Raw genomic sequence first — 16,970 nt, 5'->3', positions numbered from 1 at the left:
TATTAAGTGTATTGTTCACAATTAAAAAGCGAAGTTCGCATTTTGCTACTAATATATCCCGTTAAATTGTAATTAATTTTTAAATAAATAGGGTTTTCTTCATAGAGCTAAAACGTCAGGTTTGCCGTAAATAGCAATGCCAATCACTTCCATTGCATTTTTATTAAAATAGTTGGTTGGTAACTTCGCTTTCAACGCATCGAAGTCTTCATTTTTGACGACGAATTCGACGCTTTGTCCGGTCGCAGGATCATTGAAGATCAGCGCCGAGCGCAGGAACAACACTTCATATTTCCCCGACTTTAAATCAGGCGACTTTGCCTCTTTTTTCTGAAAAATTTTAATATTTTTCGGGCTTGCTGCCCCATTATGAAGCGTAATCGACAGTTCCCGCTGGTCCTCCACATCTTTCGCAGCAACGTCAACCTGGCCAGCTTTTGTATAAAATCCATTGTGTTGGTTTGCAAGGTTTGCAGCGTCATACAGGAACGTTTGCTGTGCAACGTCCCTGGTTGCTCTGTTGCAAGAGAACATGGCCAGAATAAGAAATAAAAGCATTAAAGCACGGATTGGGGACGGATTTTTCATGGTTTCAGATTTGAAGTTAGCTTACCTTGTTTGCAATGGAATGCATGATAGGAGGAAATAACTGCTGATCAGCATTCTGATTTTTTAACGGCTGGTATGCCTTATCCTGCGTAGTGAATTTACAGTTTGCGGGAAAACAAAAAGACCGCTTTTTCAGGGCGGTCTTTTTGTTAACAGGAGTGAAAAAAAGATTATAGTATCATTTGTCCCACCACACTTTGGTGTTGTAGTTATCGGCGCCTTGTCTTGCTACGGCTTCGGCCAGGCTGGTGGGGTTTAATGTTTGTTCGCTTCTTGGATAGGCGAAGCGGACGGGGACTTTACCGCTGTTTACGTTGTCGACGCCTGGGGTGATGGTTGGGATGCCGGTCCTTCTCCAATCGAACCAAGCTTCCAGGCCTGTGAAGAAAAGCGCGATCCATTTTTGAGTGCCGATCAATGTTAATGCATCGGTTTCGGAATAGGCCGAGCCGGGAGTTGTGAGGTAATTAGCTGGCATTGTGATATTTGCGTAGCCAAATGCAGCTTTAACGCCTTCTTCGTAATGCATCTTTGCCGTCTTCGGCGATTTTACCAAACCTTTCTTCACAGCCTCAGCTAAAATGAATTGCAGTTCCGGATAACCCATAATGTAGCCCTTGGCAACATTCAAGCCTCTTTCTGTGATCGAACCTTTGTAGAATAATGATCCTGCACGCGACACATTGTTGGGGCCGCCGTTATAGTCCAGGGCTGCCACTTCATTCAGGCCGTTGGGGACGCCTACGTATTTGGGCGCGTTGGCAGCAACGGATGCGTCGGTGGGCTGTGCAAAAATGGCGATGCGCGGATCGGCCAATGCGGTGAGCTTGTCTCCGAGATTTTTACTTAAACGAAATTCATCAAAAGACCCCTGGCGCGCCGTATACAAGGGAAATTGGTTAGGAGCGGATGTAAGATAACGCAAAACTCCGTTGTCTTCGTTCTTGTTGGCATCGCTGAAAACAGGGTTTGCAGTTGGGTTGTCAATGATCGCCTGCATATCCGCTTTCACATCCTTTACATTGGAAATCCGCATCAGATAACGCAGGCGCAGGCTGTTTGCCAGTTTTTTCCATTTGCTTACATCACCATTATAAATCAAGTCTCCCACAACGACTTCTCCCGGTCCAAGAATTTCGTTGGCGGTTTTCAAATCGGCCAGAATGCCGTTATACACTGCTTCCTGCGTTTCGTATTTGGGTTGCAAAATGCCAGTTACCCCTTTCGTTGCTTCTGAATAGGGAATGTCTCCGTAAGCGTCTGTCAGCAAAGAGTACATCCAGGCGCGCATAATGAGCGAAATTCCTTTGTAATTATTGGCTTTGTTGCGGTCACTGATCTCGATGAGCAGCTGCACATTCCGCAGGTTGTTATACATATTCTCCCAAAGTCCGTCGCGGTCGCCCCAGGTGTAACGGTCTTCTGATACGAACTGTATTTTGGCAGTATGCTGAATCACAATGTTGCCTATGGACCAGCTTTGGTCGACCATCTGGTTCACAGCTGTGCGGATAATGCCCGGCAGCAGCAGATCCGGCGTTACGGCCGTGATGGCGTTGGGATCTGTATTTTTCTCAACAAAATTGTCTGTACAAGCCGGCAGAAAGAAGGCGGCGGCCAGGATCATTAATGTATATTGTCTTATCTTTTTCATATCCTTAAATGTTTGCCTCAGTTAAAAAGTAAATCCAAGATTGAAGCCCCAGCTGCGTGTGGTAGGCATTCCAACTGATTCAATACCAGGAACGATGGTGCCGCCGCTCAGCGAAGAAGTTTCCGGATCCACGTGCGGCACTTTGCTCCAAACTGCAAGATTTCGTCCCACAACGGAAACATTAAGTCCCTTAATCTTTGCGCGTGACAGATATCTCGCTGGAATAGCATATCCCAAACGAACCTCTCTCAATTTGGCATAGGAAGCGTTGAAAATCCCGCCTTGCGGAATGTCGCGATTACCCGTGCGTGACTGGTGATATTCCCTGGCAGTGAGTTTCACATCATTCACGCGATAGCTTCCGTCCGCATTTTCGATCACACCTTTACCAATTACGCCGTTGCCAGCCTTGGTAATGTCGTAGCCATCGGCACGTCCTTCGAGTGTCTCTTCCAGCTGTCCGGCTTCCAGACCTACTACAAATGTTTCGGAGAAGATCTGACCGCCGTGACGGATGTCAAGCAATCCGCTCAGGCTGACGTTCTTATAGGTGAATGTGTTCCTGATTCCGGCCATCCAGTCGGCGTTGTAGTTTCCTACTTTTACCAGCTTGCTGGTGCCCATGAAACGTCCCGATTCGTTAAAGATCTGCTGTCCGAAGTAAGGGCTGTTCTTGTCTTCCACTTTCTTGAAACCAATGGCATACATATCACCCATGCGCTCACCTACTTGTGCCCGAATGGATACGCCATGGCGTTCAGCCATTTGATAATCAGTCACTTCTCCATCAAATTTCACAACCTTGCTTCTGTTTGCCGACCAGTTTACATTGACATCCCATTTGAAATCCGAAGTCTGGATAGGAGTGCCTGTAAGCATTACTTCATAACCGTAATTCCTGATCTCACCCGCATTTACGATCCTGTCGCCAAAACCGGAGGTAATGGAAACCGGAACGGATGGTAGGATCTGGTTTTTTGTATTAATATTATAAAAAGTGAAATCAAGTCCGGCGCGGCCTTTCAGAAAACGCCATTCTGTCCCGATTTCAAATGACGTGCTGATTTCCGGTTTCAAATTGTAGTTAACAAGCCTGTTGGTGGAGTTGTAAATCGGATAGTCTCCCCATGGATTATCGCGGCTGTAACCGGAAGTAAAGCGATAAGGATCCGTATCATTACCAACCTGTGCCAAACTCGTGCGGACCTTACCAAACGAAACCCATTCCGGCATCGTAACTACATCGCTCACCACGGCGCTCAATGATGCCGATGGATAGAAATAGGAATTGATCGTTTGCCCCAGTGAATCGGCTGCCATAGGAAGCGTTAATGCCGTTGACCAGTCGTTACGCGCTGTTACGTCGAGAAAAAGGAAATTCTTATAACCAAACTGCACCGATCCGTAAACGCTGTTAATGACCTTGTTAATGTCGTCAATGGAGCTTACAAGTGGGATTCTTGTATTGTTAAAACTAAAAATACCGGGGATAAGCAACTGGGGAGCAGTTACTTCCAGGTTATTCGTGTTGCTGATCTGGCGGTTAGCGCCGAGGTTTGCACCGAATGTAAAATCCTCGCTGAACTCCTTATTAGCACTTAATAAGAAGTCAAAGTTGGATTCACCGTTCCGAACGCGCTCTTCACGATAACTTCCGAAAGGGAAACGCTGCGTACTGAATGCCCTGCGACGTTTTCTGAGCTCGTTATTAAAGTCCGTTCCGCCGCGTAATTGCAGGCTCAACCAGCTTGTAAAATCATATTTAAGAGAAATATTTCCGAAAATACGGTTGGCATTCTGGCTGTTTGTATTCTCGTAAAGGTTGAAATACGGGTTGTCGTGATAGTTATAGTTGAAGTTATATTGCTGTCTGTTTTCCATTCCGGGAATCCAGTAATCCTTCAAACTGTTCAGATCCACGTGCTGACCCATCCAGCAATGCAGGAGATAAATGATGCTTTCCGTTCCATAAGTCAGGTTAGGGCGGTTGTCGCTTTGGCTGTGCACGTAGTTTGCTGAAATACGCACGCTTAATTTCGGGGACAGGTTATAGCCCGAGTTCAATGCAAATGTATTGCGTTTGATGTCGGTGTTGGGAATGATTCCCTTTTGGTCCAAAAGTGTGTAAGAAAGACGGAAATCGCCCTTTTCGTTCGAGCCGGTCACCGAAACGTTGGTGTTGTTGGTAATCCCTGTTTCGTAAAAGTCTTTCAGATTATTTCCCGGCACGAAAGGTGTTGGTGTAATGGTGCCGCGTGCTGCCAGGTCGGCAGGGGAGCCCAAAATGCCGTCATCGACCAGTGAAATGTCGCCGCCGCGGTAACCGTTGGAAGTAGGAGAGTTGGCCTGTGCAATCAGGCGGCCGTCCATTTGCGGTCCCCAGCTTTCGTCGACGCCGTCACGGGTCCCACCGCCGCTTCCGTCTACAAACGAAAATTCACCGTTATTTCCCTGGCCATATTTACGCTGGAATTTCGGCAGGATCAATGGGTTTTCAAAAGTCACGCCCGCATTCACCGAGACGCCCAGCCCTTTGCTGTTTTTACCTGATTTCGTTGTGATCACGATCACACCATTTGCACCTCGTGATCCGTATAGCGCCGATGCATTCGCACCTTTCAGCACAGTCATGGATTCCACATCGTCCGGATTAATCAGCGATGCACCGTTTCCATAGTCCAGTTCCTGAAAATCGCGGCCGCTCGACCCCGTCAAGGCATTGGTGATAGGCACCCCGTCGATCACGAACAATGGTTGATTTTTATTGATATCAAGTGACTTGTCACCCCTGATGGTTATACGTGCTGATCCGCCGATGCCGCTTGGGCTGCTCATGACCTGCACACCTGCCACTTTTCCGGCCAGTCCGCTGACGAAGTTCGTCTCGCGCGCCTTATCCAGGTCGCCGCCCTTTATTTCCTGGACGGCATAACCCAATCTTTTCGTTTCCTGCTTGATACCCAGGGCCGTAACTACCACTTCGTTCAGGTTTCTGGCGTCGGGTTTCATAAGAATGTCGATAACTGACTCGCTGCCAATTGCCACTTCCTGCGACAAATAGCCCACATAAGAGTAGATCAATGTGGCTGCATTGTCGGGCACAGTAACGGTATAGCGCCCTTCCGAATCGGAGATTGTGCCGGATGTTGTTCCTTTGAGCACGACGCTGACGCCCGGCAATCCCAGGCTGTTTTCGTCATTGATCTTTCCGGTGATGGTTCGGTCGGGTTTGGCTGCATTGGCCATTGGTGCTGCGAAAGTGGCCAGGAAAATGAGCAGCATTGCTAATCCTTGCTGGCAGAGCCGCGGAATTTTCCGGCTTTCAATTAGTGGTAAAAGTTTGTTTCGCATAAAAATGAATTTTAACGGTTGTTGAACTAAAATTCTGCACCCTATATACTGCCATTTGCGCGTGTCGGGCTAGTAAGGTATCGGGTGCTCCATTTCGGGTGCAAAAATCGGGAGATTCGGATCGTGCGTTGTGAAGTATTTGTAAACAAATTGTTATCTGTTAAAACAGAAAAAAGCCGTCTGCACCAGGAGTTGTGCAGACGGCTTTTACTACGACTCAGGTCAATTTTAATGTGCTTCGAGCCAGTTGGCGCCGATGCCGATCCCGGTTTCCATTTTTACAGGCAGCGGAATGGCGATGCGCATGAGCTCGTCCACTCTTTCTTTTAGCAGATCGATTTCGTCCCGGTGCGCGTCAAAAACCAATTCATCATGCACTTGCAGGATCATGCGTGATTTGAGTTTCTCCTTTGCGATAAAATCATGAATGTTGATCATCGCCACCTTGATCATATCGGCCGCTGAGCCTTGTATGGGCGCATTGATGGCATTTCGTTCGGCATAACCGCGGTTGGTCTGGTTCCTGGAATTAATGTCCGGCACGTAGCGGCGCCTGCCCAGGATGGTTTCCACAAATTCCTTTTCCCGCGCATCATTCACCACTTTGTCCATATAACCTTTCACGGCAGGGAATTCTTCAAAATATGCCCGGATGATTTCGCCGGCTTCACCCCGTGGAATAGCCAGTCTTTGAGCGAGCCCGAATGCTGAAATCCCGTAAATGATACCAAAATTGACCATTTTCGATTTCCTGCGCATGTCCGAGGTCACTTCCTCCAATGGCACTTTGAAAACCTTACTGGCCGTAGTAGCGTGAATGTCACGCCCCTGATTGAATGCTTCGATCATACTTTCATCCCCGCTGAACGCCGCCATAATGCGCAGCTCTATTTGGGAATAATCCGCAGAAAGGATCTGAAATTCCTCGTTATCAGGCACAAATGCTTTCCTGATCTCCCGCCCCCGCGGTGTGCGGATCGGAATGTTCTGGAGGTTGGGATTCGTTGAGCTCAACCGACCGGTTGCCGCAACTGCCTGGTTGTAAGATGTATGAATGCGGCCTGTACGACTACTTACCAGCAAAGGCAATGCGTCCACATAAGTCGATTTCAGCTTTTGCAGTTCCCTGTAATCCAGGATTTTACGTGCAATTTCATGACTGTTTTCAAGCTCCGAGAGAATGTCCTCGCCCGTTGCATACTGCCCGGTTTTGGTTTTTTTCGGCTTCTCAATCAGTTTCATTTTATCAAAAAGCACCTCACCCAGCTGCTTCGGCGAGCTGATATTGAATGATTGACCTGCCGATGCGTAAATCTCACTTTCTGTTTGCCGAAGATCCAGTTCAAGCACATTGGACATCTCTTTCAACGCGCCTATGTCGAGCCTTACGCCTTTGCTTTCCATGGAAGCGAGCACTTTCAAAAGTGGCATCTCAACTTGCTCGAACAGTTTGAATGCATTCACCTTCGGCAGCTCGCGCGAGAAGATCGTGTTCAGCTGCAATGTAATATCGGCGTCCTCGCCTGCATATTGCGTGATCTCAGGAATGGAAACATCGCGCATAGTGCCTTGTTTCACCCCTTTTTTGCCAATCAGGGAAGTAATGGAAACAGGTTCGTAATTGAGATAGGAAGCGGCCAGAATGTCCATACCATGGCGCTTGTCCGGTTCCAGCAGGTAATGTGCCAGCATGGTGTCGCTGAGTTTGCCATGGATTTCAATTCCGTAACTTCTCAGCACCAGCAGGTCATATTTTATATTTTGCCCGATTTTTTCAATGGATTCATTTTCAAATACTTCCCTGAAATTTTCAAGAATTTCAATGGCTTTCTCACGATCGGCAGGGATCGGGATGTAGAACGCTTCTCCGGGCAGATAGGCGAATGAAAGTCCCACAAGTTCAGCATCAATGGTGTCCAGCGATGTGGTTTCCGTATCAAAACAAAACGATTCCTGTAATGAGAGATAGTAAGCCAGGCTTTTCAGCAATTCCGGCGTATCCACGGTATGGTAACGGTGGAATGTGTTGTCGATGGTCGACTTCGTTGTCGGGATATGCAGATCCTCGTATGACTGCTCCGGCGCGTCGTCGTCTGCGATCCCTTCGCTGATGATGGCTGGCTGTTTACCCAGTTCCTCGGTTGGATTTCCAAATAGATCGAGCTGTCCGGCCTTCCCTAGCCCCGGCTTTAAAGCCGGGGTAATTGTTTGGGCTGATGAGCCCAGGATCCTTGTTTTTAGTGTTTTGAATTCCAGCTCGTCAAACAGCTCGATGATTTTATCTGCATTGGCTGCACAAACGGTAAGGTCTTCGGGATCAAACGGGACCGGAACTTTAATGTCGATTGTTGCAAGCTGCTTGCTCAGCACCGCCTTATCAATGTTCTCACGCAGCTTTTCGCCTAATTTGCCTTTTACTTCGTCGGCGTGCGTGATGAGGTTTTCAATGGTGTCGTATTCCGCGATCAGTTTTTGAGCTGTTTTTTCACCCACACCCGGCACACCCGGAATGTTGTCCACCGCGTCGCCCATCAGTCCCAGAATGTCAATTACCTGATCGATACGCTGGATCTGCCAGCGGTCGAGGATCTGCTGCACGCCGAGCACTTCGGCACCTTTGCCCAGGAAAGCGGGCTTATATATGTACACATGCTCTTCCACGAGCTGACCGTAATCTTTGTCCGGCGTCATCATAAAAACTTCAAAACCCGCCGCGGAAGCTTCCTTGGCAATGGTCCCGATAATGTCATCCGCCTCATAACCGTCCAGAACGAGGATCGGGATACACATTGCTTCCAGGAGTCGCTTTACCAGTGGAATGGCCACTGTAATATCCTCCGGCTGGGCTTCGCGCTGCGCCTTATAGGCCTCATATTGTATGTGCCTGAATGTAGGCGCGGATGTGTCGAATGCAACGCCGATGTGTGTAGGTTTTTCCTTTTGCAAAACTTCAAGCAATGTATTGGTAAAGCCAAATACAGCACTTGTATTCAATCCCTTTGACGTGATCCTGGGTGCTTTGATAAATGCAAAATGCGCACGATAGATCAACGCCATCGCGTCCAGCAGGAAAAGTTTATGAACGGGTTTATCCATGAGGTCTTTTATTTACGAAACTCAAATATAATGTAAGTGTGCCGATGAAATGGATTGCTGACGGTTTTTTGTAGATTTAAGGCAGCCATTGCTGCGTATCGACAGCATGCTTTCCCTTTATGTACATTTTTATATTATAATACTTTTTATATTAATAATAAAAATAAAATGTATAAATATAATTGTACTTTATAAACTTTAATATCTTTTTATAAATATTATATTAAACCTAATCAACGTGCCTGATGCGAATCATTTTACCTTTTTTAGCTGTTATCATTTTTTCCTGTAACCAAAATAAAGACGTGAACGAAGCATATCAATGGCCGGAAGCAACGCCTCCCGTAGCAGAAATGAAAGACCATGAAACCGGAATGCATGGCGACAAACGAAATGATGAGTATTACTGGATGGCCGATTTTTTCAGGAAAGGCCCGGACAGCAACAGCGTTGTGGATTACCTGAAAGCGGAAAATGCTTACACGGACACGATGATGGCGGCCACAAAGAAATTCCAGGAAGATCTTTTCACCGAAATGAAAGGACGTATCAAGGAGAAAGACGAGTCGGTGCCGGTGTTCAGCAATGGATATTGGTATTATACAAGAAGCGAAGAAGGCCAGCAATATTTCAAATACTGCCGCAAAAAAGGATCGCTGGACGCGCCGGAAGAGATGCTTCTGGACGTGGACAAAATGGCGGAAGGACATCCGTATTATTCCGCGGTAGGTTTTAATGTAAGCCCTGACAATAAATTACTGGCTTATGGCGTGGACACTGTCTCGCGGCGCCAGTATACAATTTATATAAAGAACCTGGAAACGGGCGAATTGTTTAAAGACAAGATCTTCCCGGCAAGCGGCGGATCGGAGTGGGGGAACGATAACAAGACATTGTTTTACACGGCAACGAATCCCAAAACGCTGCTGAGCGAAAAGATCAAGCGGCATACATTAGGGGCCGATAGTAAAAAGGATGCGGTAGTTTATGCGGAGAAGGATAACAGCAATTACATTGGTGTTGGCAAAACCAAATCCGAAAAATACATCATCATCGCATCTTCGGCGACGATGTCATCGGAATACAGGATCCTGGATGCGGACAAGCCGGAAGGCGATTTTGAGGTTTTTCAGCCAAGAATGAAGAATGTCCTTTACGACATCGATCATCAAAATGATAAATTCCTCATCGTTACCAATAAGGATGCGCTGAACTTCAAGCTGATGGAAACGCCGCTGAATAAGACGGGCGTGGAGAACTGGAAGGAGGTTATCCCGACCAGAAAAGATGTTCTTTTGGAGGGAATTGACGTCTTCAAGGATTTCCTGGTCATTACTGAGCGTAAAAACGGACTGTTACAATTGCGTATCCGCAACATTAAAACCAATGCGGAACATTATGTGGATTTTGGCGAGCCTGCTTATATGGCTTATGCCAGTTCTAATCCTGAGTTTGATAGCAAAAATCTGCGTTATGTTTACACCTCGCTCACAACGCCCAATTCCGTGTATGATTACAACATGGAAACAAAAGGGAAGGAGCTGAAAAAGCGCCAGGAAGTGATTGGCGGATATGATCCGGAGGAATATGTGACGGAGCGCTTGTATGCAGAAGCACGCGACGGAGTAAAGGTCCCGATCTCGCTGGTTTATAAAAAAGGCACTGTGAAGAGCGAAAAGACGCCATTGTTACTATATGCATATGGCTCGTACGGCAACAGCATCGACGCGGCATTCAGCAGCACCAGGCTCAGCTTGCTCGACAGGGGCTTTATCTACGCGATCGCGCACATACGGGGCGGTCAGGAAATGGGGCGGCAGTGGTATGAAGACGGTAAGTTGCTGAAAAAGAAAAACACATTCTACGACTTCATCGACTGTGCGGAATATTTGATCAAGGGCAAATATACTTCACCTGCACACCTATACGCAGAAGGTGGCAGCGCAGGAGGCTTGTTAATGGGCGCCATTTCCAACCTCCGTCCGGACCTATGGCGAGGCATCATCGCCGATGTGCCATTCGTAGACGTGGTCACAACCATGCTCGACGAAAGCATCCCATTAACCACCAACGAGTTCGACGAATGGGGTAACCCGAAGGATAAGGAATATTATACATTCATGAAAACATATTCCCCTTATGACAATGTCGAGAAAAAAGACTATCCCAACATGCTCGTAACCACCGGCCTGCACGACAGCCAGGTCCAATACTTCGAACCTGCCAAATGGGTCGCAAGGCTCAGAACCCACAAAACAGATAAGAATGTGCTGCTGCTAAAAACAAACATGGAAGCCGGCCACGGAGGAGCGTCGGGTAGGTTTGAGTATTTGAAAGAAGTAGCGCTGCAATTCGCGTTTATGTTCGCGTTGGAGGGGATTCGGGAGTAACCTGGCCTGTTGGCCTGACCAATGTTAACAACCAAGCCCTGTCAGCCTGAGCGGAGACGAAGGCGCGTTACCCAGGAGTAGCGCGCCTTCGTCTCCGCTCAGGCTGACAGGGCTGGTTAACATTGTCTCCGCTCGGGCTGACAGGCTCGTTAGCTCACCTACAACACCGCGAACGCTGCCTCTATATCTGCTATAATATCATCTATATGCTCAATCCCTACCGAAACCCTTAGCTGCGTTGGGTGTACACCTGCTGAAACCTGTTCGATTTCGTTTAGTTGCGAGTGGGTGGTGGAGGCTGGGTGGATGATCAGGGTTTTGGCGTCGCCTACGTTGGCCAGGTTGCTGATCAGTTTCAGGTTGTCTACGAATTTTTCTGCTTGTGACCTGTCCCCTTTGATGGCGAATGATAATACGCCTCCGAAACCTCTTGTAAGATATTTCTTTGCCAGCGTGTGGTATTTGCTGCTTTCGAGACCGATATAATTTACGCTTTCAACTTGTGGTTGAGCTTCCAGCCATTGCGCCAGTTTCAATGCATTTTCTCCAATCCTTTCGACGCGTAATGAAAGCGTTTCCAGACCTTGCAGGAACAGAAAGCCGTTGAATGGTGACAGGGCAGGGCCCCAGTCGCGCAGACCTTCCACGCGGGCGCGGATGATGAACTGAATGTTGCCGAATGGTCCGCCGATGCCAAAAACATCGTTCATAACCAGGCCATGGTAACTAGGTGATGGCTCGGTGAACTGCTTGAATTTACCGTTGCCCCAGTTGTACGTTCCCGCGTCTACAATCACGCCGCCGATGGAAGTCCCGTGACCGCCGATCCATTTTGTTGCCGACTGCACCACAATGTGCGCTCCGTGCTTAATAGGCTGAAATATCGCGCCGGCTGCTCCAAATGTATTGTCAACCATTAAAGGCAGGTCATATTTGTTGGCCAACGCTGCAAATGCCTCAAAATCCGGAACGCTGTAACTCGGGTTGCCGATCGTTTCCAGATAAATGAATTTGGTGTTTTCGTCGATCAGCTTTTCAAAGCTGCTTACGTCGTCCCCGTCTGCAAAACGCGCTTCGACGCCTATGTTTTTGAAAGAGTTCTTAAACTGGTTGTGCGAACCGCCGTATAGGAACGATGTGGTAACAAAATTGTCGCCAACTGTCGTAATGTTATTGATTGCTATAAATTGGGCTGAATGTCCGGATGCAGTAGCCAATGCCGCAACACCGCCTTCCAAAGCAGCCACTCTTTTCTCAAAAACATCATTGGTAGGATTCATGATCCTCGAATAAATGTTTCCGAACTCCTTCAATGCGAACAAATTAGCTGCATGCTCGGCATTGTTGAACACGTAAGATGTGGTTTGATAGATGGGAACCGCGCGTGAATTGGTTACGGGGTCTGGCTGTTGTCCGGCGTGGAGTTGTAGGGTCTCAAATTTCATCTTTTTGAACGTTGTTTAAGGTGGATAGAATTCAAATGTATTAAATAAACATATAGTAGATAGAAATTATAGTCTTTTATTTCAGACACAATTTTTATCATTTTACCAATAAAAATACTTTTTTCATATATGTCAATGGGTCAGCTTCTCCGAAATCTGAGCCAGCAATGCCCTTACTTTGTCTTTCAGGCTCTCCGGTTCGAGAATGCACGCGCTTGTGGCGAGCATCAGATACCATAGTGCGAAAGCGTCCAGCGAGGCGGACAAAAAGCTCATTTCAATGCCATCGTCGGTCACGGTCTCGGAAACGAAACCGTAATAATACTTTTGATTGCGAATGTAATGTGATTTGTTTTTGTCGATTTTGATCCGGATCAGCCGCAGGTTTTTGGTGTCCCATGACTGCGAAAGAAAATCCTTTAACGGCGCGTGCTTATGCTGAAAATCTTTGTCGGTCAGTTCAATTTTAAGGATACGGTCGGAGCGGAAATTGCGGTAATTGTTGCGTAAATGGCAATAGGCGATGGTGTACCAATAATCATTTTCATGGTAAATCCCGACCGGCTCGATAACGCGTTCCGTCAGGTCCTGGAAGCCGAGCGAGTTGTAATTGATTTTGGTAATCTTCCTTTCAGTAATGCTTTTAAGCAGAATGTCCAGCGTGTTGCTGTCTTCCCCATAAAACGGCTTGGCCGATTGCCTGACCTCAATATGGTTTTCAAGCGTTTCCACCATTGATTTTTCACTGCTCCGCAACACCGACTTGATTTTGAACATTGCCGACTGATATTGCGATTGCGTCGAAAGGTCCGTGAATTTTTCCATCAGCTTTTCGGCCGTGATGAATGTCCGCGCCTCCTCTTTCGTGAACATGACAGGAGGCAGGCGGTAACCATCCATGATAGAATAGCCCACGCCTGCCTCCCCGATAATAGGCACGCCTGCCTCTGCCAACGAGCTGATATCCCGGTATACGGTCCGCAAACTAATTTCAAACCGCTCTGCGAGATCCTGCGCCTTTACAATTTTGCGGGATTGGAGCTGAATAAGTATGGCAGTAATGCGGTCGAAACGGTTCATTTTGTGGCTGGCTAACGGATTTGCCACAAAAATAAACTTATTGGACCGGTTCTCTCAAATTAAATGCCTCAGAAATTAACTCAAATGACCGTATGCGGTTTTCATTACTGTCGGCCATGGTGGAGATGATAATTTCATCCACATCAAAGTCGCTGGCAAGCTTGGTAAGCTGCTCTTTGACGTCGTCTTTTGTGCCGGATACGATCCTTCCGCTGTTGTAACGGAGTCGTTCAAGCTCGCCCTCGGTAAACCTGTATTTTTTAACCGTTTCCACATCCGGGAAAGGCCCGAATTTTCCTTTCTCAAATTCGATCAGAATGTAATCCATCATTTTGCGCATTTCAAGCGCCTTTTCCTCTGTTTCGCCGCAAAGGACAAATACAGAAAGCAGGGCATGCGGCCGCGCATATTGATCCGACGGACGGAAGTTTTTGCGATAGGTTTCAATTACATCCGGCTTGACGAACCCATTGATAAATTTAGCCACAGCCAATCCCATCCCAAATCGCGCAGCAATGTTGCTGCTGCCCCCGCTGGAACTCAGGATCCATTGCATAGGAATGGTAGGGGACTGTGGGGCTGCATAAATAAAACTACGTTCCGTCCCTGCCGTATCCCGGAAGAAATGCTGTAAATGCTCCAACTGACGCAAATAACTACTTTCACTGAAATCGTTGGAGGGATTCAAGAGTGAGGATGTGATTCTGTCCGTGCCAGGCGCGCGGCCCATTCCCAGGTCGATGCGCCCCGGGAAAAGTGTTTCGAGCATCCGGAAATTCTCGGCCACTTTCAATGCACTGTGATTGGGAAGCATAATGCCTCCTGACCCGATGCGGATATGGTTTGTAGAATCCGCCAGTTTCACCATCAGCACTTCTGGTGTGGATCCTGCTATAAATGTTGAGTTATGATGTTCGGAAACCCAGAAACGGCTGTATCCAAGTTCTTCGGCAAGTTTTGCAGTGGCAATGGTCTCATTGATGGCATCCTGGACCGTAGCGCCCTGTCTCACAACAGATTGGTCCAATATCCCTAATTTTATATGCTTCATAAGCGTGATGGCTATTTATTAGAGAACATCGGGTTTACCTTTTGTATTCCCTTAGAACACATTAGCGACGCTTTCCTTGCGGATAGCAACGCACCTGTGAAGGTTAAATATCCATGCCATTGCTGCTTACAGCACGCGTTCCCAATATGTGGAACGGCCCAGCAGCGGAATTCCTACGTAGCCGCGGATTTCCAGTTTTTCAGTTCTGAGTTTCATCAGGCAGCTGTATGTTTTCCCGCTTTTGGGATCATACATTTTCCCCTCATCCCATATTCCTTCGCTGTATATGAAGTCGTGTAAAAGATCAATATTCAGAACACTTCTCGTCCGAAGTTTTTCATTGGTATTATTGACATCCTTGCGTTGCGTCTGACCGTCAGCTTCCATTAATTTTTGCGCCCAAATGAGTTTCCCGGAGTAAGAATTTCCGTTTTTATAGATCTCAATGCGCGTGTCTTTTTCTTCATTCACCCATTCCCCCAAAATTTTATCACCTGGCGCAGATTGACCAAAAGCAAAAGATACGACAAGCGCAAAAAATATTGTAAAAGTAATTTTATACATTGGAATGCTGATCAGTCTCTAAATGGTTCGTTGATGTCAGAAGTCTTAAAATTATACTAAATGCCTTAAAAGTAAAATTTTTGTAACTAAAAGAGGTTTTTTGTTGATAATGCCTTTTTGGGCTTATATTGGCACAATTCGATTAACGGTAATTATTCTAACATTGTTAAATATGCAGGTTAACGCTGTTAGATTTTTAATTCTAATTTCATGACTAGAATAAATCACATTACTCTTTCCCAGAGCCAGGCACAATATACAACACTTCATCCATATGTAAAACTGAATTATTCCAAGACGTAGCAAACTGGTTTGAGGCCAGTGACATTGTAGCTGTATCTTATCAGCGGGTTAATTGGGTGATTGCAGGTTATGGATATAAAAGTCGTGCTTGGCAGCTTCTGTGTTATGAGCTTAGTATTAATACTAGTCAACTCACGTTTTGTAACTATATTCGAAGCAGTAAACCAGCCTAATATTTATTCATGGAAAATCGACCTCCTGTTCCGGAAAACGAAATGGAAAGGTTATTCAGCCTTTCAGATTTTGACCTTGATTATTCGGATCACCAAGACACATTTAAAGACCTGGCCAAGCTTGCGGCCAAAGTGACGGGAACGTCTATTTCGCTGGTTAACCTCATCGATTCATTGACACAATGGACCATTTCCAACTATGGTTTGGATCTGGATCAGATGCTTCGTGAGGATTCGGTTTGTCAGTATACCATCATGGAAACAGAGCAGTTTGAAGTTGCGGATCTTTCTCAGGACGACCGGTTCAAGGATAAATTTTATGTAACGGGAGGTCCGAGTGTGCGTTATTATTACGGCGTCCCGCTTAAAACCAGCAAAGGACTGCAAATCGGCGCACTATGCGTACTGGATACAGAACGGAGAGCGCTTGATCCCGAGAAAGTTGAGCTCATGAAGATCATTGCTGATGAGATCGTGAGCCGGCTGAAAACGCATAAGGTGCTGGAAGACCTTCGTGCAAAGCTCACCGAGGCGAAACAAACCCAGAAAAAAGTCGCACACGACATTCGCGGGCCGCTGGGCGGGATCGTTGGACTGGCTCAGATCATTAAGGACCAGGGTGATGAAAATCAGATGGACGAAGTGCTCGAATTTGTAAATCTGATCCATAAAAGCGGAAATTCGATCCTCGATCTGGCCGAAGAGATCCTGGATTCACATAAAGAGAAGAAGACGGCTGTTCCCGAAGGCGCCGTCCTGGATACCAACCGTTTTAACCTGATTCTTTTTAAAGAAAAGCTTCTCAAATTATATGAGCCCCAGGCTAAACATAAAAAGGTCTTTTTGAATGTTGAAACTAGCAGCCTGACGGAAAATGTAGCATTCTCTAAAAATAAATTGCTGCAAATAACGGGTAACCTGATCTCGAATGCCATCAAATTCACGCCGGTTGGCGGCACCATCACGGTGGATCTGAAACTCGCTATAACATTGGAAATGCCCACTTTGCTCATATCCGTAAGTGATACAGGTGTAGGTATGACCGCTGCCAGCGTGGAGAGTATCATGACCGGCAATGCATCCTCTACGGGCGGCACCAGTGGTGAGCAGGGCTTCGGATTCGGATTAGCATTGGTGAAACATCTCATCGACAGCCTGGAAGGCGAAATGGAGATTCATTCCATCGTCGGAAAAGGCACCACGTTCGATGTTAGATTGCCTCAAAACATCTATTAGTAATATTTGTGAAGTTGG

The 16,970-nt window shown here is 46.8% G+C and carries 10 protein-coding genes; 2 read left to right on the top strand and 8 right to left on the bottom strand.

The genetic code is table 11. The features are described 5' to 3' along the window. Window positions 1–99 precede the first annotated feature (99 nt). The 4 genes from L0660_RS06715 to polA form a co-directional block, all read right to left on the bottom strand. Complete coding sequence (locus tag L0660_RS06715; protein WP_235158736.1) at window positions 100–558, bottom strand: hypothetical protein; 459 nt, start codon at window positions 556–558, stop codon at window positions 100–102. Between the two features lie 229 nt (window positions 559–787). Beyond that, complete coding sequence (locus L0660_RS06710) at window positions 788–2,263, bottom strand: SusD/RagB family nutrient-binding outer membrane lipoprotein (protein WP_235158735.1); 1,476 nt, start codon at window positions 2,261–2,263, stop codon at window positions 788–790. Window positions 2,264–2,284: 21 nt separating this feature from the next. Continuing rightward, on the bottom strand, window positions 2,285–5,614 hold the full coding sequence (locus L0660_RS06705) for a SusC/RagA family TonB-linked outer membrane protein (RefSeq protein WP_235158734.1): 3,330 nt from the start codon (window positions 5,612–5,614) through the stop codon (window positions 2,285–2,287). 228 nt (window positions 5,615–5,842) lie between these two features. Next, window positions 5,843–8,710 carry a DNA polymerase I gene (polA, locus tag L0660_RS06700; RefSeq protein ID WP_235158733.1) on the bottom strand — a complete coding sequence of 956 codons (2,868 nt, stop codon included), beginning with the start codon at window positions 8,708–8,710 and terminating at the stop codon, window positions 5,843–5,845. A 245-nt stretch (window positions 8,711–8,955) separates the two neighbouring features. Here polA and L0660_RS06695 point away from each other — a divergent pair, with 245 nt between their 5' ends. After that, a complete protein-coding gene (locus tag L0660_RS06695) occupies window positions 8,956–11,100 on the top strand; it encodes a S9 family peptidase (protein ID WP_255711005.1) in 2,145 nt (714 codons plus the stop codon). A 158-nt stretch (window positions 11,101–11,258) separates the two neighbouring features. Here L0660_RS06695 and L0660_RS06690 read toward each other — a convergent pair whose 3' ends face one another. The 4 genes from L0660_RS06690 to L0660_RS06675 form a co-directional block, all read right to left on the bottom strand. Further along, complete coding sequence (locus L0660_RS06690) at window positions 11,259–12,545, bottom strand: O-acetylhomoserine aminocarboxypropyltransferase/cysteine synthase family protein (protein WP_235158732.1); 1,287 nt, start codon at window positions 12,543–12,545, stop codon at window positions 11,259–11,261. Between the two features lie 132 nt (window positions 12,546–12,677). Further along, on the bottom strand, window positions 12,678–13,625 hold the full coding sequence (locus L0660_RS06685) for a YafY family protein (RefSeq protein ID WP_233798418.1): 948 nt from the start codon (window positions 13,623–13,625) through the stop codon (window positions 12,678–12,680). A gap of 37 nt (window positions 13,626–13,662) precedes the next feature. After that, a complete protein-coding gene (locus L0660_RS06680) occupies window positions 13,663–14,676 on the bottom strand; it encodes an LLM class flavin-dependent oxidoreductase (RefSeq protein ID WP_235158730.1) in 1,014 nt (337 codons plus the stop codon). A gap of 126 nt (window positions 14,677–14,802) precedes the next feature. Next, window positions 14,803–15,240, bottom strand: a complete 438-nt coding sequence (locus L0660_RS06675) for a DUF2147 domain-containing protein (protein ID WP_233798416.1) — start codon at window positions 15,238–15,240, stop codon at window positions 14,803–14,805. A 485-nt stretch (window positions 15,241–15,725) separates the two neighbouring features. Between L0660_RS06675 and L0660_RS06670 the strand changes: the two genes are divergently transcribed. Next, window positions 15,726–16,952 carry a GAF domain-containing sensor histidine kinase gene (locus L0660_RS06670; RefSeq protein WP_233798415.1) on the top strand — a complete coding sequence of 409 codons (1,227 nt, stop codon included), beginning with the start codon at window positions 15,726–15,728 and terminating at the stop codon, window positions 16,950–16,952. Window positions 16,953–16,970: the final 18 nt, after the last annotated feature.

Origin of the sequence: Dyadobacter sp. CY351 (assembly GCF_021502625.1) — a bacterium.
Taxonomy (GTDB): domain Bacteria; phylum Bacteroidota; class Bacteroidia; order Cytophagales; family Spirosomataceae; genus Dyadobacter; species Dyadobacter chenhuakuii.
This window is presented reverse-complemented; position numbering and strand designations above follow the sequence as displayed.

What these genes read in the sequence shown, in the direction of transcription:
- L0660_RS06715 (WP_235158736.1), bottom strand. Translation starts at nt 558, where the DNA reads ATGCTTTTATTTCTTATTCTGGCCATGTTCTCTTGCAACAGAGCAACC.
- L0660_RS06710 (WP_235158735.1), bottom strand. Translation starts at nt 2,263, where the DNA reads ATGAAAAAGATAAGACAATATACATTAATGATCCTGGCCGCCGCCTTC.
- L0660_RS06705 (WP_235158734.1), bottom strand. Translation starts at nt 5,614, where the DNA reads ATGCGAAACAAACTTTTACCACTAATTGAAAGCCGGAAAATTCCGCGG.
- polA (WP_235158733.1), bottom strand. Translation starts at nt 8,710, where the DNA reads ATGGATAAACCCGTTCATAAACTTTTCCTGCTGGACGCGATGGCGTTG.
- L0660_RS06695 (WP_255711005.1), top strand. Translation starts at nt 8,956, where the DNA reads ATGCGAATCATTTTACCTTTTTTAGCTGTTATCATTTTTTCCTGTAAC.
- L0660_RS06690 (WP_235158732.1), bottom strand. Translation starts at nt 12,545, where the DNA reads ATGAAATTTGAGACCCTACAACTCCACGCCGGACAACAGCCAGACCCC.
- L0660_RS06685 (WP_233798418.1), bottom strand. Translation starts at nt 13,625, where the DNA reads ATGAACCGTTTCGACCGCATTACTGCCATACTTATTCAGCTCCAATCC.
- L0660_RS06680 (WP_235158730.1), bottom strand. Translation starts at nt 14,676, where the DNA reads ATGAAGCATATAAAATTAGGGATATTGGACCAATCTGTTGTGAGACAG.
- L0660_RS06675 (WP_233798416.1), bottom strand. Translation starts at nt 15,240, where the DNA reads ATGTATAAAATTACTTTTACAATATTTTTTGCGCTTGTCGTATCTTTT.
- L0660_RS06670 (WP_233798415.1), top strand. Translation starts at nt 15,726, where the DNA reads ATGGAAAATCGACCTCCTGTTCCGGAAAACGAAATGGAAAGGTTATTC.